Origin of the sequence: Streptomyces sp. NPDC059787, assembly GCF_042732315.1 — a bacterium.
GTDB lineage: Bacteria > Actinomycetota > Actinomycetes > Streptomycetales > Streptomycetaceae > Streptomyces > Streptomyces atrovirens.
Map to the genome: position 1 here is coordinate 7,728 of NZ_JBHWHX010000029.1, position 18,685 is coordinate 26,412.

Here is an 18,685-nt window from a genome sequence, read left to right on the forward strand (position 1 = left end):
GGGGGGGGCGGGTTAGGGGCACTGAAACCCCCCTCTTCACCGTTGCCAATCGGCGGGGCGCCCCCCCCGCCCCCGGGGGGCCCCCGACCAGACTGGGCGGCGTTTTGCCGTCTCCCGCATTGGACGAGTCGCGCCCATGCCCCGCACCCCTGTCGAGACGCCCCCGAAGGCGGACGACGTCTCCCTCTCGCACGGCCTGAAGCAGCGCCATCTGTCGATGATCGCCCTCGGCGGGGTGATCGGCGCCGGGCTGTTCGTCGGCTCCGGGTCGGCCATCGCCGCCGCCGGTCCGTCCGTCGTCGTCGCCTACACCCTCTCCGGCCTCCTGGTGATGCTGGTGATGCGGATGCTGGGCGAGATGTCCGCCGCGTATCCGTCGTCGGGCTCCTTCTCCGCGCACGCCGAGCGGGCGATCGGGCCCTGGGCGGGGTTCACCGCCGGCTGGTCGTTCTGGGTGCTGCTGTGCACGGCGGTCGGCCTGGAGGGCATCGGCGCCGCGACGATCGTCACCGGCTGGCTGCCGGGCACGCCCGAGTGGGTGTGGGTGGCGCTGTTCATGGTGGTGTTCTGCGGGACGAACCTCGCGGCGGTGAAGAACTTCGGCGAGTTCGAGTTCTGGTTCGCGGCCCTCAAGGTCGGCGCGATCTCCCTGTTCCTGGTGCTCGGCGTGCTGGCGATCGCCGGTGTGCTGCCGGGCACGGACTCCCCGGGCGCCTCCCACCTCACCGACTTCCTCCCCCACGGCGGCGAGGGCCTGGTGATCGGACTGCTCGCCTCCGTCTTCGCGTACGGCGGTCTGGAGACGGTGACCATCGCGGCGGCCGAGTCGCGGGACCCGGTCAGGGGCGTGGCGGGCGCGGTCCGTACGGCGATGTGGCGGATCGCGCTGTTCTACATCGGCTCGATGGCGGTCGTCGTCACCCTGATGCCGTGGGACTCCCCGGCGGTCGTCGAGGACGGCCCGTACGTCGCCGCCCTGGACCGCCTCGACATCCCGGGCGCCGACCAGGTGATGAACGTCGTGATCCTGGTGGCACTGCTGTCCGCGATGAACGCCAACATCTACGGCGCCTCGCGCATCGGCTACTCGCTGGTGGAGCGGGGGCAGGGGCCGAAGGCGCTCGGCCGGGTGTCGGGCGGGGTGCCGCGGGTCGCCGTACTGGCCTCCTCGGCCTTCGGCTTCCTGTGCGTGCTGCTGAGCTACTGGCGGCCGGACGACGTCTTCGCCTGGCTGCTGAACACCATCGGCGCGGTGATCCTGGTCGTCTGGATCTTCATCGCCGTCTCCCAGCTGCGGCTGCGCCGCCGGCTGGAGCGCGAGGCGCCGGAGCGGCTCACGGTGCGGATGTGGGCGTTCCCGTGGCTCACCCGGGTCGCGCTGGCCGGTATGGCGGCGGTCTTCGTCCTCATGGCCCGGGAGCCGGACACACGGGTGCAGCTGTACTCGACGGGCGCCATGACGCTCCTCCTGGCGGCCGGGGGGTACGCCTGGCAGCGGGCGCGCGCCCGGAGCTGACGCCCGCCCCGACGGCCCTCGCGTGGACACGCGGGGGCCGTTTCGCGTACCGGGGGCTCACGGACAGCCCTTTCCGCTGCTAACGTGCAGTTGCAAGTGATGTGCAATAAGCGTCCTGCCTCGTGATCGTCTTCTCACCGTTCACCCGGCAGGCGGAAAGAGGGAAGCCCCCGCGAGGACAGGACTCGCGGGGGCTTCCGGTATGCGGCAATCCGGGTCATGGTTGCGCAATGGCGACACAGAGGACGATGAGGGACTACTGCTGGACCTGCGACGGGGACCAGCAGCACCGTCAGCTGAACAAGAAGGAGGAGGACTGGCTCAAGGAACGGCTCGGCCGGTCCGGGGTCGGCGAGTTCTGGCTCTGTGTGAACGTGCTCGACCCCGACACCGGCAGGCAGTGCCGCAACCTGCGCACGGGCTTCAACAAGAAGCCCTTCGCCGCGCCGATCAAAGTGCCCGTGATCGAGTGACCGTCACAGGTTGCTGAAGTCCGGGCCCTTCGTCCGGGTGCGCTTGATCTCGTAGAAGCCGGGGACGGAGGCCACCGCGAGGGTGCCGTCCCACAGGCGGGCGGCCTCGTCGCCCTTGGGCGCCGGGGTGACGACCGGGCCGAAGAAGGCGATCTCCTCGCCGTCGGGTCCGGGGACCGCGATGACCGGGGTGCCGACCTCCTGGCCCACCTTCTCGATGCCCTCCTTGTGGGAGGCGCGCAGCTCGGGCTCGTAAGGGGTGGAGTCCCAGTGCTCCATGAGGGACTCGGGCAGGCCGACGTCCTTCAGGGCGGCGGCGACCGTCTCCCTGCCCGGGCCCTCGCCCTGGTTGTGGATGCGGGTGCCGAGGGCGGTGTAGAGGTCGCCGAGCACCTCCGCGCCGTGCTCCTGCTGGGCCGCGATGACCACCCGGACCGGACCCCAGGCCTTGACCTCGAGCATCTCGCGGTACTCGGCGGGAAGCTCGTCGAGCTTGTCCTCGTTGAGGACGGCGAGGCTCATCAGGTGCCAGCGGACCTCGATGTCCCGCACCTTCTCCACCTCCCGCACCCAGCGGGAGGTCATCCAGGCCCAGGGGCACAGCGGGTCGAACCAGAAGTCGACGGGCGTGGCGGTCGTCTTGTCCGGCATGTCGCTCCTCAGAGAAGGAAAAGGTCGTTCCCGGGAACAACGTGAGGGGTCCCGGCCATTCCCGCCCGCCCCGTGTCAGGAGCGCATGGCAGGATCGGTCCTGATCATCCATGTCGACGACGCATGAGGAGTCCGCCCGTGCCCGGTGAGAACCTGACCCGTGACGAGGCCCGGGAGCGGGCAGCCCTGCTGTCCGTCGACGGGTACGAGGTGTCCCTGGACCTGCGTTCGGCGGTCGGCGAGCACAGCGGCGGGGGGCCGCGCACCTTCCGCTCCGTCACCACCGTCCGGTTCCGCTGCGCCGAGCCGGGCGCGAGCAGCTTCGCGGACCTGATCGCACCGGCCGTGACGGCCGTCTCCCTCAACGGGCGGGACCTCGACCCCGGCCAGGTCTTCGACGGCGCACGGATCCTGCTGGAGGACCTGGCCGCCGAGAACGAGCTCGTCGTCGACGCGCAGTGCGCCTACTCCCGCACCGGCGAGGGCATGCACCGCTTCGTCGACCCCGAGGACGGCGAGGTGTACCTGTACACGCAGTACGAGCCGGCCGACTCCCGTCGCGTCTTCGCCAACTTCGAGCAGCCCGACCTCAAGGCGCCCTACCGCTTCGAGGTGCGCGCCCCCGAGGGCTGGACGGTGTGGAGCAACGGGGCCGGTGAACTCGCCGACGGGATGTGGCGGTTCGCGGAGACCAAGCCGATCTCGACGTACATCACGTGCGTGGTGGCCGGCCCGTACCACTACGTGACCGACTCCTACGAGCGGGTCCTCGAGGACGGTACGCGGCTGGAGATCCCGCTCGGCGCGATGTGCCGCAAGGGTCTCGCCCCGCACTTCGACGCCGACGACGTGTTCCTGGTGACCAAACAGGGCCTGGACTTCTTCCACGACCACTTCGACTACCCGTACCCGTTCGGCAAGTACGACCAGGCGTTCGTGCCCGAGTACAACCTGGGCGCGATGGAGAACCCGGGGATGGTGACCTTCCGGGAGGAGTTCATCTTCCGGGGCAAGGTCACGCGGGCGTCGTACGAGGGCCGCGCCAACGTGATCCTGCACGAGATGGCGCACATGTGGTTCGGCGACCTGGTCACCATGGAGTGGTGGGACGACCTGTGGCTGAAGGAGTCCTTCGCGGACTTCATGGGCGCGTTCTCGCTGGTCGGCGCGACCCGCTTCACCGACGGCTGGATCACCTTCGCCAACCGCCGCAAGGCGTGGGCGTACCGCGCGGACCAGCTCCCCTCCACGCACCCGGTCACCGCCGACATCCGCGACCTCCAGGCCGCCAAGCTCAACTTCGACGGCATCACGTACGCGAAGGGCGCCTCGGTGCTCAAGCAGCTGGTGGCGTACGTCGGTCAGGACGCGTTCCTGGAGGGCGCCCGCCGCTACTTCAAGCGGCACGCGTACGGCAACACGCGCCTCGGCGACCTGCTGTCGGTCCTGGAGGAGACCAGCGGCCGGGACATGGCCGCCTGGTCGCGGGCCTGGCTGCAGACGGCCGGCGTCAACTCCCTCACCCCGCAGGTGCTGCTGCGCGAGGACGGCAGGATCGACGAGCTGGCGATCGTGCAGGAGGCCGCCGAGTCGCACCCCGAACTGCGCCCGCACCGGGTGGCGGTGGGCCTGTACCGGCGCACGGACTCCGGCGCCCTGGAGCGGTACGCGCAGGCCGAGACGGACGTCGAGGGGGCGCGTACCGTCGTGACGGAGCTGGCGGGCGCGGACGCGCCGGAGCTGGTGCTGGTCAACGACGACGACCTGACGTACTGCAAGACCCGGTTCGACGAGACCTCGCTGGCCACGCTGCGCGAGCACCTGGGCGACCTCACCGACCCACTCGCCCGCGCCCTGTGCTGGTCGGCGCTGTGGAACATGACGCGGGACGCGCTGCTGCCGGCGCGGGAGTTCATCGACCTGGTGCTGGAGTTCGCGGGCCGGGAGTCCGACATCGGCGTGCTGCAGATGCTGCACGCGTGGGCCGAGTCGGCCGCCGTGCACTACACCGCGCCCGAGCGGCGGGAGCAGGCCGACCGCCGGCTCGCCGAGGGCGCCTCCGCCCTGCTGTCCGCCGCCGAGGCGGGCAGCGAGCACCAGCTCGCGTGGGCGAGGTTCTTCGCCCACGCGGCCGACGCGCCGGCCGACTTCGAGCTGCTGGCCTCGCTCCTCGACGGCACGGTGACCCTGCCGGGCCTGGAGGTCGACCAGGAGCTGCGCTGGGCGTTCCTGGAGCCGCTGGCCGCGCACGGGGCGGCGGACGAGAAGCGGCTGGACGAGGAGCTGGCCCGGGACGACACCGCGTCCGGCAAGCGGCACCACGTGCGCTGTCTGGCCGCCCGCCCGTCGGCGGCGGTCAAGGCGCAGTGCTGGGCGCAGGTCGTGGAGTCGGACGCGCTGTCCAACGCGCTGGTGGAGGCCACCATCTCGGGCTTCGCGCAGGCGTCCCAGCGGGAGCTGCTCGCGCCGTACGCGGAGAAGTACTTCGCGGCGATCGAGCGGGTGTGGACCGAGCGGTCGATCCAGATCGGCATGGACGTGGTGCGGGGCCTGTTCCCCTCCTTCCAGGACTCGCAGGCGACGCTGGACGCGACGGACGCGTGGCTCACGTCCCACGAGGACGCGGCCCCGGCCCTGCGCCGCCTGGTCCTGGAGTCCCGCGACGACCTGGCCCGCGCCCTGCGCGGCCAGGCCTGCGACGCGGCCGCCTCCGGCCGCTGAGGGACGGCCCCGGCCCTCGACCGGCCGTTCCCCCACCGTTACAAGATGCCCGTGACCCCTGGTCCGTACCCGAACGGACCAGGGGTTTTCGGTATCCGAACATGCGTCCTTTAGTGCGGCCTTGTCCTCATTTGTCGACGAGCCTGTAACAGGGGTTCGGAGACGGCTCGGAGGCGGGAAATTGCCGGGCATGAACCACAACACCCCGCTCTCCCCCCGCCCCCTGCACCACCTCTCCACCGGCGTCGGACGCCGGGTGCTGACCCACGCGCAACTGCGCGCCCACGGCGTCTCGGCCGCGAAGGCCGGCGAACAGTGCCGCCCCGGCGGGCCCTGGCTGCAACTGCTCCCGGGCGTCGTCCTGCTCCACCCCGGCCCGCCGACCAGCGAGGAGCGGCTGCACGCGGTGCTGATGTACGCGGCACGGGAGCGGACCGTGGGCGTCCCCGTGCAGCCCGGTACGGAGAGCCCTCCCGCGTCCGCCTACGGGGAGGCGATGATCACCGGGCTGGCCGCGCTGACCCTGCACGGCTTCCCGTCCGCTCCCCCGCTGCCGTCCCTGGACGCCTTCGACGTCCTGGTCCCGCGGCTGCGCCGGCTGCGCTCGACGGGCTGCGTCCGGATCGTCCGCACCCCCGAGCTGCCCGTCCCGGAGCAGGTCACGGGCCTGCCGGTGGCCCCGGTCCCGCGTGCGCTGGCCGACGCCGTGGCCGGTCTGCAGGACGCGGGCACGGTACGCGGGCTGCTCACGGAGGCGGTGCGCGGCGGCTTCTGCGACCCGGCGGCGGTGGTGCGCGAACTGACCGCCGCGAAGCTGCTGAACCGGCCGCACGTGGTGGACGCGGTGGACTCGCTGCTGGCCGAGGGGCGGACGCTGGCGGAGTCCCGGCTGTACCGGATGGTGCGCGAGCACGGCCTGCCCGACCCGTGCTGGAACGTCGACCTGCGGCTGCCGGGCGGGCCCCACCTCGGCGGCGTGGACGCGTACTGGCCGGAGCACGCGGTGGCGGTGGAGCTGGACACCCGCGCGCCGCGCCCGGGCCGGCGGCCCGACGACGGGGCCGAGTGGTCGCAGTACGCCCGCAAGCGCGAGCACCTGGAGCGCCTCGGCATCACGGTCGTCCACATCACCCCGCGCAAGCTCCGGGACGCGATGGAGCAGCAGGCGGCGGTGGTCCGTACGGCGCTGATCGCCTCGGCCGACCGCGACCCGTCGGCGTATGTCGTGGTGCTGCCCCGGTAGGGGGCCGGGGCGGCACCGTCAGGAGGGGGCGGAGGGGCCGCCGGGAGCCGTCGCCCGGTGGCCCCTCCCGTGCGTCCGGGCCGCGGACGTCAGTCGCCGCAGAACTCCGCCTCGATCACCGCCTCGGTGTCCCCCGCCCAGTCGCCGTTGAAGTTGAACGCCAGGGAGTGCCGGCCGTCCTTCGTCGTGACGGCCTCGGACACGGAGCCGTGGATGCCGCCGCCGTGGCCCCAGACGTCCACGCCGCAGCTCAGCGTGGTCCTCATCAGGCCCAGCCCGTAGGCGCGGGTGGCGTCCACGGGGACCATGGTGGTCATCTCGTCCAGTTGCTCCCGAGGGAGCAGCCGGCCCGTCAGCAGGGCTTGGTAGAAGCGGTTCAGGTCCTTGGAGTCGGAGATCATCTCGCCCGCCGAGTGGGCGAGGGACGGGTTGATGCGCGTGACGTCGTACGTGGGGCCGGTCGCGGTCGGTGCCAGTTTGGAGTAGGCGCGGCTGCCGGGGCGGGGCAGGGAGGCACGGGTGCCGGGGACCGAGGTGGCGGTCAGGTGCAGGGGGTCGATGACGCGCCGGCGGACCTCCTCGCCGTAGGGGCGGCCGGTGGCCTTCTCGATCACCATGCCGGCCAGGACGTAGTTGGTGTTGGAGTAGTGCCAGGAGGCGCCTGGGTCGAAGTCCGGCTCGTGGGCCAGGGCGGTCCGTACGAGTTCCTCCGGGGCCAGGGTGTCGTAGCGGTGCTCGAGGAAGCCGCCCTCCTTCGTGAAGTACGTGCGGCCGAAGTCCTCGTCCTCCGTGTAGTTGAAGACGCCGCTGGTGTGGTTCAGCAGTTGCCTGAGGGTGATCCGGGTGCCGTCGTGGCCGTTGCCGGTCACCAGGCCGGGCAGCCAGGTGTCGACGGTGTCGTCCAGGGACAGCTTTCCCTCGGCCTCCAGTTGCAGCAGCACCGTCGCCACGAAGGTCTTGGTGATGCTGCCGACCCGGTAGTGGTCCTGCGGGGAACGCTTCCGTTCCGTGCGGAGGTCGCCCACCCCGGCCGTCGACGCCCAGGTGCCCCTCCCGTCCCGCGCCGTCGCGGTCACACCGGGCACACCCGCGGCGACCGCGGCCTTCATCGCCCGGCGGGTCGCCTGGTGGTCGCCGGTGGCGGCGGCGGTGTTCCCCGTTCCTGCCCCGGTGCCCGAAGGCGCCGCCACGGCGGGGACCGCCAGGGCCGCCGAAAGGGCCACCGCCACCGCAGCCACCGCTGTCGTCCGCATCCGCATGCTCGTGTCTCCCCTGTTCATCGGGCATGGTCGCGGGGAGGGACCGCGGACGGGCCGGCGGGGTTGCCGCCGGCCTCGGTGGTTGACCGGGTTTCGGCCTTTCTCCAGGGGCGGTTCCGCGGTGCGGTCCTCCGGGCGCCGGCCGGATCCGCACGTGCGCCCCCCTTACGCGGACTCCACCCGCCCCGCCGTCGGACGCTCCCGCCACAGCCGCAGCCCGATGTCGACCATGCGGACGCGGACCAGGTCCGGGACGGCGTCCAGGGGCTGCCAGGCGGCGAGGTCGGTGGAGCCGCCGGTCTCGTTGCGCAGTTCGCCGCCGGTGATCCGGCCCTCGTAGACCAGCCGTACGCCGTGGTGGTCGACGGAGCGGCCGAAGCGGGCGGGGAAGGTGCGGCGGGTGGAGTTCACACCGAGCAGCCCGGTGACCTCCATGCGGTAGCCGGTCTCCTCCTCGACCTCCCGCCGCACGGTGTCGTAGGGGTCCTCGCCGTGCTCCATGCCGCCGCCCGGCAGCACCCACTCGGGGACACCGCCGGGGCCCGGTGACCGGGCGAGCAGGAACTGTCCGTCGCGCACCACCACGGCGTAGGCCGCCACCCTCAGATTCCGTCGCATCCGGGGACGTTAACCCGGCGGCCGGTACCACGTGGGCCGCGTGGGCGACTTGCCGTCCTCCGTCTCCCGCCTCCCCGGCCACCGCCGGCTCTTCGGCGAGGTCAGGCTGGTCGGCAACCGCGGCGGTCACCTGGAGCACGGCCTCCTCGCGCGCCTCCTCGGCGCTCCCGCGGGCTGTGCTTCCCGGTCCTGGCGGGCATCGCGTCCACGCCGACGCCCGCCAGGACCGCGCGGGACGGCGAAGGTGGGGGCGTCCACAGAGGACGCCCGTCCCTTCGCCGTACTCAGTCGCAGGTGAGGGTGCGCGACTCGGGGAGCGAGGCGGTGATCCGGGCCCGCTCGGGGGCGATGTCCGCCTCACCGACGATCACCGTGTCCGGGTGGACGCCGTCGGGGGGCATGCCGACCAGCACGAGATCGCCCTCGTGCAGCGGGGTGCCGCCGGGGAGGTCCCGGAGGAAGGCGACCTCGCCCTCGCCCTTGTAGTAGCGGCTCGCCCTCAGCGTGACGCGTTCCGCCCCGGCCCCCGGCACCGGGTCCACCGCCAGCACGGTGCCCTCGGCGACGAGGCGGGCGCAGGCGAGGTAGCGGGGGCCGCCGAAGGCGACCCCGCCCGCGTCCTCCCCGCCCGCCTCCTTGGAGTCGGCCCGTGCGGCCGAACCGCCCGCGTCCGAGTCGGACACTCCCCCGGCCTGCGTCACGAGCCACCCCGTACCGACGACGACGGTGGCGGCAGCGGCGGCGACGAGGGCACCGAGGGCGGCCTTGAGGGGCCGGCGCCGGCCGCGGTGCGGCCCGCGGGGGCCGCGCACGGTGCCGGGACGTCCGCCGGCCGGGTACCTCACCGCCGGCCGGGCGACTGCCCCGCCCCCGGCCTCCGGCCCGTCCCCGAGCCCGGCTCCCGGCCCGTCCCCGGACGCGGACCCGAGCCCGGCTCCCAGCCCGTCCCCGGACGCGGACCCGAGCCCGGCTCCCAGCCCGTCCCCGGACGCGGACCCGAGCCCGGCTCCCGGCCGGCCCTCCGCCGGGTACCTCACCGCCGGCCGGGCGGCCGGCGGATCCGCGGGCTCGCGCCCGGCCTCCGGGCCGTTTCCGCTCCCGGCCCGCGTCCCGGAGTCCGGCCCGTCCCCGGGCTCCGGTCCGTCGCCCGGCCGCCCGGCCCCGACTCGCCCCGCCGGCTCGCCGGCCCCTTCCCCGTCCGCCGTCCCCTCGCCGGGGGCCGCGAGGGCGTCCCCGATCAGCGCCAGCTGCTCCCTCAGTACGGCGACGTCGGCGGCAGCCGCCCGGTGCGCGGCCGCGAACGCCGGGTCCTGCCGGGCCCGCGCGGGCAGCGGCTCGTCGAGGACGGCGGCCATCAGCGCGTCCATGCCGTCGTACTCGACGCTCTCGGCGTTCCCGGCGTCCCGGTGTTCGTCGTGGGCGGGCATGTCAGACCACCTCGTCCTCGTGCAGGCGGGCGCGCAGGGCGCGTACCGCCGTGTGCAGCCTGCTCTTGACCGTGCCCTCCGGGACGCCGAGCTGCTCGGCGATGGACCGGACCGGCAGGTCGGCGTAGAAGCGCAGCACGACCACCTGGCGCTGCGCGTCGGGCAGCTCGTCCAGGCCGCGGGCCACGGCGAGGGAGAGCAGGCTGGTCTCCTCGCCGGAAGGGGCAGCCTCCGCCGGACGGAGCGCGGCGAGGCGCTCGCCCAGCCGCTCCTGGCGGCGCTTGGCCCGGTGCCAGTCCATGGCGAGGTTGGAGGCGACGACCGCCGCCCACGCCGAGACGTCCCGCGGCGCCTCCCGCCCGCTCGCGGCGCGTTCCAGCAGCCGCAGGCGGACCTGCTGCACCCCGTCCGACAGGTCCGCCTGCGGCACCCCGCCCAGTGCGAGCACCGCCCGCACCCGGCGTTCCTGCGCCGCGTCCAGCGGGTCGTCGTCCGTGGCGACGTACGACGACCCCCGGCCGCGCCGGGTCCTTCCGCGCAGCACCGGCCACCCCCCTCACGCTGTTTCCTCTACGACGCCGCTTCCGCCCGGAACGTTCGGCCGGGTTCTCCGGATCCGGCCGAGGCGTACGTCACACCTCCGTGTGACCGGGACCGGACCGGGCAGGGGACCTTGCGGTCCACAGCCCCCGACGGCTGAATTTCTGCAGCTCAGGGGCGTGGCGGCCGAAGGTCCGCAACCGGTGGCCGCCACCGGTGTGTCCCACTTCGCGAGCGGGGTCCGCAAAGAATTGGACAGGCGGGCCGTGGTCGGCCGCATCATGGAAGAGCCTCGGCCAGGCATTCGGATACGAATCAGGACACAGTAGGGAGTCGCCGTGAGGGTCGGAATCGTCGGAGCCACCGGTCAGGTGGGCACGGTCATGCGCAGGATCCTCAAGGAGCGGAACTTCCCGGTCACGGAGCTGCGCCTGTTCGCCTCGGCCCGCTCGGCCGGCACGGAGCTGGACGGCGTGACGGTGGAGGACGCGTCCACCGCCGACTACAGCGGTCTGGACATCGTGCTGTTCTCCGCGGGCGGCGCGACCTCGAAGGCGCTGGCCGAGAAGGTCGCCGCGCAGGGCGCGGTCGTGATCGACAACTCCTCCGCCTGGCGCAAGGACCCCGAGGTCCCCCTCGTCGTCTCCGAGGTGAACCCGCACGCGATCGCGAACCGCCCCAAGGGCATCATCGCCAACCCGAACTGCACGACGATGGCCGCGATGCCGGTCCTGCGTCCGCTGCACGCGGAGGCGGGCCTCCAGGCGCTGGTCGTCGCCACGTACCAGGCCGTGTCCGGTTCCGGTCTCGCGGGCGTCGCGGAGCTGCACGGCCAGGCGCAGAAGGTGATCGACGAGGCCGACAAGCTGACCCACGACGGCTCGGCGGTCGACTTCCCCGAGCCCGGTGTCTACAAGCGCCCCATCGCCTTCAACGTGCTGCCGCTGGCCGGCAACCTCGTCGACGACGGTCTGAACGAGACCGACGAGGAGCAGAAGCTGCGCAACGAGTCCCGCAAGATCCTGGAGATCCCCGAGCTGAAGGTCTCCGGCACGTGCGTGCGCGTCCCGGTGTTCTCCGGGCACTCCCTGCAGATCAACGCCCGTTTCGCCCGCCCGATCAGCGCCGAGCGCGCGACCGAGCTGCTGGCGGACGCCCCCGGCGTCGTCCTCACCGACATCCCCACCCCGCTCCAGGCCGCCGGCCAGGACCCGTCGTACGTCGGCCGGATCCGCCCCGACGAGACGGTGGAGCACGGCCTCGCGCTGTTCGTCTCCAACGACAACCTCCGCAAGGGCGCGGCGCTGAACGCCGTACAGATCGCGGAGCTGGTGGCGGCGGAGCTGTCCGCCGCGTAGGACACCGCTTCCTGGGGGCACGGTCCCTGGCGGGCCGGGGTGGGCGGCTGAGACGGCCCCGGGGAGGATCAGTCCCGGCGTACCTCGTAGAGGAAGCAGCCGTACTCCACGGCCCGTACGTGCACCAGTGCCACCTCGGGGTCGGTGAACGCCTCGGTGAGGGCGGGTCCGAAGTCCTCCGGTGCCTCGACGAGCCGGCCGCCCAGGATGTGGCCGTCGGCGGAGTAACGGCGGAGCGTGCGGTGGGCGTCGGTGAAGGGGAGGTCTCCGCCCTCCGGGCCCGCGCACTCCTCGGCGTGGACGAAGACGGGGCCCTGTTCGTCGTAGGCGCCGGGGTCCGCGCCCGTCTCCGCCGCCCAGCGGCGCAGCGGCGCGTACGAGACGAGGGCGACGCGCTCTCCGGGGCGGCTGCGGCGCAGGCAGCAGCGGAGCGGGGCGCCGCCCCCGTCGTCGGTGCGGGGGGCCGCCGGGCGGCCGGCGTCGTCGGTGACCAGCAGTTCCTTCAGGACCGGCGGGGGGACGGGGCGTGCGGTGCGGATCGTCATGTCCCCAGACTCGCTCCCGCCCGCCCTGACCGCCGGCGGGTTCCGGACGTCGAGCCCCACCCCTCGCCCGCCGGACGACACAGGGGTATCCCCATGATCCGGCTCGGTCATCGCCTCATCCCGATGTCGCGTGGAAGGATGGCGCAACCCACACATATCGAGGAGATGACCGCGTGCCTGGCACAAACCTGACTCGCGAAGAGGCGCGGCAGCGGGCGAAGCTGCTGACCGTTGACTCGTACGAGATCGATCTCGACCTCTCCGGCGCGCAGGAGGGCGGCACCTACCGGTCCGTGACCACGGTGCGCTTCGACGTCGCCGAGGACGGCGACGGCGCGGAGTCCTTCATCGACCTGGTGGCCCCCACCGTGCACGAGGTGACCCTCAACGGGGACTCCCTCGACCCCGCCGAGGTCTTCGCGGACTCCCGTATCGCCCTGCCCGGCCTGCTGAAGGGCCGCAACATCCTCCGGGTGAGCGCCGACTGCGCGTACACCAACACGGGTGAGGGTCTGCACCGGTTCGTCGACCCGGTCGACGACCAGGCGTACCTGTACACCCAGTTCGAGGTGCCGGACGCCCGCCGCGTCTTCGCGAGCTTCGAGCAGCCCGACCTGAAGGCGACCTTCCAGTTCACCGTGAAGGCGCCGGAGGGCTGGACCGTCGTCTCCAACTCCCCGACGCCGGAGCCGCAGGGGAACGTCTGGACGTTCGAGCCGACCCCGCGCATCTCGTCGTACATCACGGCGCTGATCGTCGGCCCGTACCACTCCGTGCACAGCGTCTACGAGAAGGACGGCCAGTCCGTCCCGCTCGGCATCTACTGCCGGCCGTCGCTGGCCGAGTACCTCGACTCCGACGCGATCTTCGAGGTCACCCGGCAGGGCTTCGACTGGTTCCAGGAGAAGTTCGACTACGCGTACCCGTTCGCGAAGTACGACCAGCTGTTCGTGCCGGAGTTCAACGCGGGCGCGATGGAGAACGCGGGCGCGGTGACCATCCGCGACCAGTACGTCTTCCGCTCGAAGGTGACGGACGCGGCGTACGAGGTCCGCGCGGAGACCATCCTGCACGAGCTGGCCCACATGTGGTTCGGCGACCTGGTCACCATGGAGTGGTGGAACGACCTGTGGCTGAACGAGTCGTTCGCCACGTACACGTCGATCGCCTGCCAGGCCGCCGCGCCCGGCTCGCGCTGGCCGCACTCGTGGACGACGTTCGCGAACTCGATGAAGACCTGGGCCTACCGCCAGGACCAGCTTCCGTCCACGCACCCGATCATGGCGGACATCCGCGACCTGGACGACGTGCTCGTCAACTTCGACGGCATCACGTACGCCAAGGGCGCGTCCGTGCTGAAGCAGCTCGTCGCGTACGTCGGTGAGGACGAGTTCTTCCGGGGCGTGCAGGCGTACTTCAAGCGCCACGCGTACGGCAACACGCGCCTGTCCGACCTGCTGGGCGCGCTGGAGGAGACCTCCGGGCGCGATCTGAGGACGTGGTCGAAGCAGTGGCTGGAGACGGCCGGCATCAACGTCCTGCGCCCGGAGATCGAGACGGACGCCGAGGGTGTCATCACCTCCTTCGCCATCCGCCAGGAGGCGCCCGCGCTGCCCGCCGGCGCCAAGGGCGAGCCGACGCTGCGCCCGCACCGCATCGCGGTCGGCCTGTACGACCTCGACGAGGCGACCGGCAAGCTGGTGCGCGGCGAGCGCGTCGAGCTGGACGTGGACGGCGAGCTGACGGCCGTACCGCAGCTGGCGGGCGAGCGCCGTCCGGCGGTCGTCCTGTTGAACGACGACGACCTGTCGTACGCGAAGGTCCGCCTGGACGAGGCCTCGCTGGCGTTCGTCACCGAGCACCTGGGCGACTTCGCGGAGTCCCTCCCGCGTGCCCTGTGCTGGGCCTCCGCCTGGGACATGACGCGGGACGCGGAACTCGCCGCCCGCGACTACCTGTCCCTGGTGCTGTCGGGCATCGGCAAGGAGTCCGACATCGGTGTCGTGCAGTCGCTGCACCGCCAGGTGAAGCTGGCGATCGACCTGTACGCCGACCCGGGCGCCCGTGAGGCCCTGCTGGCCCGCTGGACCGACGCCACGCTGGCCCACCTGCGGTCCGCCGAGCCGGCGAGCGACCACCAGCTCGCGTGGGCACGGGCGTTCGCGGCGACGGCCCGTACGCCGGAGCAGCTGGACCTGCTGGAGGGTCTGCTGGCCGGTACGCAGACCGTCGAGGGGCTGGCCGTGGACACGGAGCTGCGCTGGTCGTTCGTGCAGCGGCTGGCGGCGGTGGGCCGGTTCGACGAGGCGGAGATCGCGGGCGAGTACGAGCGGGACAGGACGGCGGCCGGTGAGCGGCACGCCGCGACCGCCCGCGCGGCCCGCCCGACCGAGGAGGCCAAGGCGGAGGCGTGGGCCTCGGTCGTCGAGTCCGACAAGCTGCCGAACGCCGTCCAGGAGGCGGTCATCGCCGGCTTCGTCCAGACCGACCAGCGGGAGCTGCTGGCGCCGTACACGGACCGGTACTTCGAGGTGCTGGCGGACGTCTGGGAGTCCCGCTCGCACGAGATGGCCCAGCAGATCGTGGTCGGCCTCTACCCGACGGTCCAGGTCTCCGGCGAGACCCTCGACAAGACGGACGCCTGGCTGACGTCCGCCGAGCCGAACGCGGCCCTGCGCCGTCTGGTCTCGGAATCCCGCGCGGGCGTGGAACGCGCCCTGCGCGCCCAGGCGGCGGACGCGGCGGCGTCCTAGCCGGTACGTGCGTCAGGGGCGCCCGGTGCTTGTACCGGGCGCCCCTGTTCCCTTGCCGGGCCCGGCCGCTACCGGCCGTCCCCGGCCAGGAACTCGACGACGGTCCGGGCGAATTCGTCCGGACCGTCCACCCACGGGTTGTGCGCGGCGCCCGCCTGGACGACGTGCTCGCCGCGCGGGAAGAGCCCCGCCACCTCGGCGGCGGAGTCCGGACGCGGGGAGCCGTCCAGCGCACCGGAGACGACAAGGACGGGCGCGTCCAGCCCGGCCAGGACCGCGCGGGCGGCGTCCGCGCCGTCGAAGGCCCCCGGAGCCAGGTAGGCGTCCGCCGCCTCCCCGTCGTACCACTCCGCGCACGCGGTGGCGTGCGTGTGCGCGGCGGTGTCCCAGCGGCCGTAGGACAGGCGGTCGAGCAGCGCGAAGTCCGCGTCGTCCGCCTTCCCGGACACGGCCCGCTCGAAGGCCGGCCGGACCTCTTCGTACCAAGGCTCGTCACGGCGCAGCTCCAGCGCCTCGCGGCGCCGCTCGACGGGGAAGTCGATCCCGGCGGTGCGCGCACGCGCGCAGACCAGGACGAGCGAGCGCACCCGCTCCGGGTACCGGGCCGCGTAGGCCAGCACGAGGTCACCGGCGGCCGAGTGGCCCAGAAGGTCCAACCGCTCCGGGCCGAGGGCGACACGGAGCGCCTCGATGTCCTCGGCCTGCCGGTCCACGCGGAAGCCCGCGAGATCGGTGGGCCTGGCCGAGTCCCCTGTGCCGCGCAGGTCCAGCAGTACCAGCTCCTGCCGCGCGGCCAGCCCACCGAGGTCGCCGAAGTAGGCGGAGGGCATCATCGGACCGCCGGGAACGCAGACCAGCGGTCGATCACCCCCGGAGCCCTTCCGGTGGTAGGCGAGTCGGGTCCCGTCGGGCGCGTAGAACGTCGGCATGAGCCGGATGCTCGCAGGCGGGGTGATGATCCGCCACACCATTTACCGATCACGCGCGGGCGGGAGCCGGACTCGACGGTCACCGGACGCTCCAGCGGTGGCACTCCGGCGAGTGGGCCGAGCCCGTTCTTCCCGGGGGACCCGACCGGACACGCCGGGTCGGCGTGCCCCACCACCGTCCGGCAGCAGTTTGAGAACGCTCGTTCTTGACTGACCGTTCTCAAACGCCTAGGGTCATGGACATGGGACGACCTCGCACCTTCGACACCGACCGGGCCGTCGAGTCCGCGGCCGCCCTCTTCGCCACCCACGGCTACGAGGGCACCTCCGTGGACGACCTGGTCACCGCCACCGGTGTCCACCGGGGCAGTCTCTACAAGGTGTTCGGGTCGAAGAGGAGCCTGCATCTGACCGCCCTCCGCAACCACCTCGACCACGAGATCCACCCGGCCACCGCCGTCATCGCCGGCCTCACCGACCCGGAGCAGGCACTGACGGCGGCCATCGCCTCGTACGACAACGGCCCGGCCGCCGGGCTCCTCCTGCTCGCCGCCGCCGAACGCGCCCCCCACGACCGGGAGGTCGCCGCCCTGGTCGCGGAAGGCGTCACCGCGTTGGAGGACGCCCTGCGCCCCTCCCACGGCGATGCCGCCCCCCGGCTCGCCTCCACCGTCCTCGGCGCTCGCCTGCGGCTGCGCGCCGGCCTGCCGACCGCCTCCAAGGAGCACCGACCATGGCCCTGATCTCCATCGACCGCGAACACGGCCTGCTGACCGTCGAGTTCCAGGGCCTCGACAAGCTCTGGACGCTCAAGAGCCGCCTGGAGATCCCCCTCGCCCATGTGCGCGGCGCCACCCACGACCCCGGGATGGCACGCGAGCCGAAGGGCGTACGGGTCGGTGGCACCCACTTCCCCGGCGTCATCACCGCCGGCCGCTTCCGGCGTGACGGGGAGCGTCTGTTCTGGGACGTGAAGAACCCGGACAAGGCCGTCGTCGTCGAACTGGCCGACGCCGAGACCTACGACCGCCTCGTCATCGAGGTCGACGACCCCCGCGCCACCGTCGCCCTCATCGAGCGGTCCGTCACCCGCGGTTGAGGCCGGGCCCGGCCTCAACCGCCCCTTTCAGTCCTGTTCCGGGTCCAGCAGCAGCGCCATCACGCCGACGAGTGTCGCGCTGCTGACGATCTCCCGGCGGGCGATCATGCCGCGCACCTCGTCCAGGGGGATCCACTCCAGCCGGTCGGACTCGTTGCGTTCCGTGGGTTCGGCGACGCGCCGCGCCCCGTCCGCGCGGAACACGAAGTGCCGGGAGTCCGTGATCCCGGCCGCCGGCTGCGCGTAGACCAGTTCCCGCAGCGGGCCCGGGCGCAGGCCGGTCTCCTCCTCCAGTTCCCGGGCGGCGGCGGTGGCCGGCGTCTCGCCGTCCTCGACCAGCCCCATGGGCAGCTCCCAGGCCCAGGTGTCCGTGACGAAGCGGTGACGCCACATCATCAGCACGCGCCGCCGGTCGTCCACGGCCGCCACGACGGCGAGGTCCCGCAGCCGTACGACGTGGTAGTCGGTCCGGGTGCCGTCCGGCTGTTCCACGTCGAGCGAGCGCAACCGCACCCAGGGGGTGTCGTGGAGCGTGTGTTCACCGTGCACTGTCCACCGCATGTCGTGCCTCTCCTCGTCCGGGACGGCGGACCGTGACCGTTCCGCCGGGCTTCCCCGATGATCTCGCGGCACGGTCCGTCCGGGTGGGCGGGCCGCTCTGCCCCGCCACCGTCGCGCCGAACGCCAGTGCCATGCCCGCCAGTTGCAGCGGCGTCAGGCTCTCGCCGAGGGCCGCCCAGCCGACCACCGCCGCCGTGAGGGGGCTGAGCGGGCCGAGGAAGGTGACCTGGGTGGCGGTGAGGCGGCCGATGCCCCGGAACCAGAGCCAGTACGCGATCGCCGTGTTCGCCAGGGCGAGGTACGCGTAACCCCCGATCGCCGAAGTGTCCAGGGCCGGCGGGGCGCCCTCGGCCAGGAAGGCGACGGGCGCGATCAGCAGGCCTCCGGCCGTCAGCTGCCAGCCCGTCAGGGCGAGCGGGCCGACGCCCTCCGGGCGGCCCCAGCGCTTGGTGAGGACGGTGCCGGCGGACATCGACGCGGTGGAGGCGAGGGCCGCGGCGACACCCGGCACGTCCAGCGCGCCGGCCGCCTTCAGGACCACCAGGCTGACACCGAACGCGGCCACGGCCCCGGCGACCACGTTGCGGACCGTCGGCCGCTGGCCCAGCAACAGCGCCGAGAGGCCGACCACGAGCAGGGGACCCGCCGAGCCGACCACCGCCGCCATGCCGCCGGGCAGCCGGTACGCGGAGAGGAACAGCAGCGGGAAGAAGGCGCCGATGTTGAGCGCGCCGAGCACCGTCGCCTTCCACCACCAGGCCCCGCGCGGCAGCACCCGGACGAGCGCGAGCAGGACCAGTCCGGCGGGCAGGGCGCGCATCAGGCCGGTGAACAGGGGCCGGTCGGGCGGGAGGAACTCCGTGGTCACGGCGTAGGTGGTGCCCCAGGAGACGGGGGCGAGGGCGGTGAGCGCGATGAGGGTGGCACGGTTCGCGGCCATGGCGGGCGCACCTCTTCCGAGTAGGTCAATGGCAAGTAGCTTAGCCGCAAGC

The 18,685-nt window shown here is 72.9% G+C and carries 17 protein-coding genes; 8 read left to right on the forward strand and 9 right to left on the reverse strand.

Going from position 1 to position 18,685, the window contains the following annotated elements:
• The first annotated feature begins 136 nt into the window (after positions 1-136).
• Positions 137-1,516 (forward strand): amino acid permease, encoded by a 1,380-nt coding sequence (locus ACFV5H_RS25040; RefSeq protein WP_385197360.1) that lies wholly within the window; start codon positions 137-139, stop codon positions 1,514-1,516.
• Between the two features lie 230 nt (positions 1,517-1,746).
• Entirely contained in the window at positions 1,747-1,989 is a 243-nt protein-coding gene (locus ACFV5H_RS25045) for a hypothetical protein (RefSeq protein WP_385048073.1), read from the forward strand.
• Between the two features lie 3 nt (positions 1,990-1,992).
• Here the strand turns inward: ACFV5H_RS25045 and ACFV5H_RS25050 are convergent, their stop codons facing one another.
• Positions 1,993-2,640 carry a DsbA family protein gene (locus ACFV5H_RS25050; RefSeq protein ID WP_385048070.1) on the reverse strand — a complete coding sequence of 216 codons (648 nt, stop codon included), beginning with the start codon at positions 2,638-2,640 and terminating at the stop codon, positions 1,993-1,995.
• 138 nt (positions 2,641-2,778) lie between these two features.
• Here ACFV5H_RS25050 and pepN (ACFV5H_RS25055) point away from each other — a divergent pair, with 138 nt between their 5' ends.
• Complete coding sequence (pepN, locus tag ACFV5H_RS25055) at positions 2,779-5,361, forward strand: aminopeptidase N (protein WP_385048067.1); 2,583 nt, start codon at positions 2,779-2,781, stop codon at positions 5,359-5,361.
• Positions 5,362-5,551: 190 nt separating this feature from the next.
• Positions 5,552-6,604, forward strand: coding sequence for a hypothetical protein (locus ACFV5H_RS25060; protein ID WP_385048064.1), 1,053 nt, complete (start codon positions 5,552-5,554; stop codon positions 6,602-6,604).
• Positions 6,605-6,693: 89 nt separating this feature from the next.
• Here the strand turns inward: ACFV5H_RS25060 and ACFV5H_RS25065 are convergent, their stop codons facing one another.
• The 4 genes from ACFV5H_RS25065 to ACFV5H_RS25080 form a co-directional block, all read right to left on the reverse strand.
• Complete coding sequence (locus tag ACFV5H_RS25065) at positions 6,694-7,863, reverse strand: serine hydrolase domain-containing protein (RefSeq protein ID WP_385048061.1); 1,170 nt, start codon at positions 7,861-7,863, stop codon at positions 6,694-6,696.
• A gap of 165 nt (positions 7,864-8,028) precedes the next feature.
• Complete coding sequence (locus ACFV5H_RS25070) at positions 8,029-8,481, reverse strand: NUDIX hydrolase (RefSeq protein ID WP_385197362.1); 453 nt, start codon at positions 8,479-8,481, stop codon at positions 8,029-8,031.
• A gap of 284 nt (positions 8,482-8,765) precedes the next feature.
• Positions 8,766-9,908 carry a hypothetical protein gene (locus ACFV5H_RS25075; protein WP_385197364.1) on the reverse strand — a complete coding sequence of 381 codons (1,143 nt, stop codon included), beginning with the start codon at positions 9,906-9,908 and terminating at the stop codon, positions 8,766-8,768.
• A 1-nt stretch (position 9,909) separates the two neighbouring features.
• A complete protein-coding gene (locus tag ACFV5H_RS25080) occupies positions 9,910-10,452 on the reverse strand; it encodes an RNA polymerase sigma factor (protein WP_385048053.1) in 543 nt (180 codons plus the stop codon).
• A gap of 334 nt (positions 10,453-10,786) precedes the next feature.
• On the opposite strand from ACFV5H_RS25080, the gene ACFV5H_RS25085 reads away from it, so the two are divergent.
• On the forward strand, positions 10,787-11,806 hold the full coding sequence (locus ACFV5H_RS25085; RefSeq protein WP_383462632.1) for an aspartate-semialdehyde dehydrogenase: 1,020 nt from the start codon (positions 10,787-10,789) through the stop codon (positions 11,804-11,806).
• A gap of 68 nt (positions 11,807-11,874) precedes the next feature.
• Here ACFV5H_RS25085 and ACFV5H_RS25090 read toward each other — a convergent pair whose 3' ends face one another.
• Positions 11,875-12,351: a DUF1203 domain-containing protein gene (locus ACFV5H_RS25090; RefSeq protein ID WP_385048049.1), complete on the reverse strand. Its 477-nt coding sequence runs from the start codon at positions 12,349-12,351 to the stop codon at positions 11,875-11,877.
• Positions 12,352-12,524: 173 nt separating this feature from the next.
• Between ACFV5H_RS25090 and pepN (ACFV5H_RS25095) the strand changes: the two genes are divergently transcribed.
• A complete protein-coding gene (gene pepN / locus ACFV5H_RS25095) occupies positions 12,525-15,104 on the forward strand; it encodes an aminopeptidase N (RefSeq protein ID WP_385048046.1) in 2,580 nt (859 codons plus the stop codon).
• A gap of 68 nt (positions 15,105-15,172) precedes the next feature.
• Here pepN (ACFV5H_RS25095) and ACFV5H_RS25100 read toward each other — a convergent pair whose 3' ends face one another.
• A complete protein-coding gene (locus ACFV5H_RS25100; RefSeq protein ID WP_385197365.1) occupies positions 15,173-16,033 on the reverse strand; it encodes an alpha/beta fold hydrolase in 861 nt (286 codons plus the stop codon).
• Positions 16,034-16,275: 242 nt separating this feature from the next.
• Between ACFV5H_RS25100 and ACFV5H_RS25105 the strand changes: the two genes are divergently transcribed.
• The gene (locus ACFV5H_RS25105; RefSeq protein WP_385197367.1) at positions 16,276-16,776 is read left to right on the forward strand and encodes a TetR/AcrR family transcriptional regulator; all 501 of its coding nucleotides are present in this window, start codon (positions 16,276-16,278) and stop codon (positions 16,774-16,776) included.
• Complete coding sequence (locus ACFV5H_RS25110) at positions 16,767-17,132, forward strand: hypothetical protein (protein WP_385048037.1); 366 nt, start codon at positions 16,767-16,769, stop codon at positions 17,130-17,132. Before ACFV5H_RS25105 ends, ACFV5H_RS25110 begins: the two co-directional genes overlap by 10 nt.
• Before the next feature lie 27 nt (positions 17,133-17,159).
• On the opposite strand, the gene ACFV5H_RS25115 is transcribed toward ACFV5H_RS25110, so the two are convergent.
• Positions 17,160-17,693 (reverse strand): NUDIX hydrolase, encoded by a 534-nt coding sequence (locus ACFV5H_RS25115; protein WP_385048034.1) that lies wholly within the window; start codon positions 17,691-17,693, stop codon positions 17,160-17,162.
• Entirely contained in the window at positions 17,671-18,633 is a 963-nt protein-coding gene (locus tag ACFV5H_RS25120; RefSeq protein WP_385048031.1) for an EamA family transporter, read from the reverse strand. The genes ACFV5H_RS25115 and ACFV5H_RS25120 overlap by 23 nt, the downstream gene beginning before the upstream one ends.
• Positions 18,634-18,685: the final 52 nt, after the last annotated feature.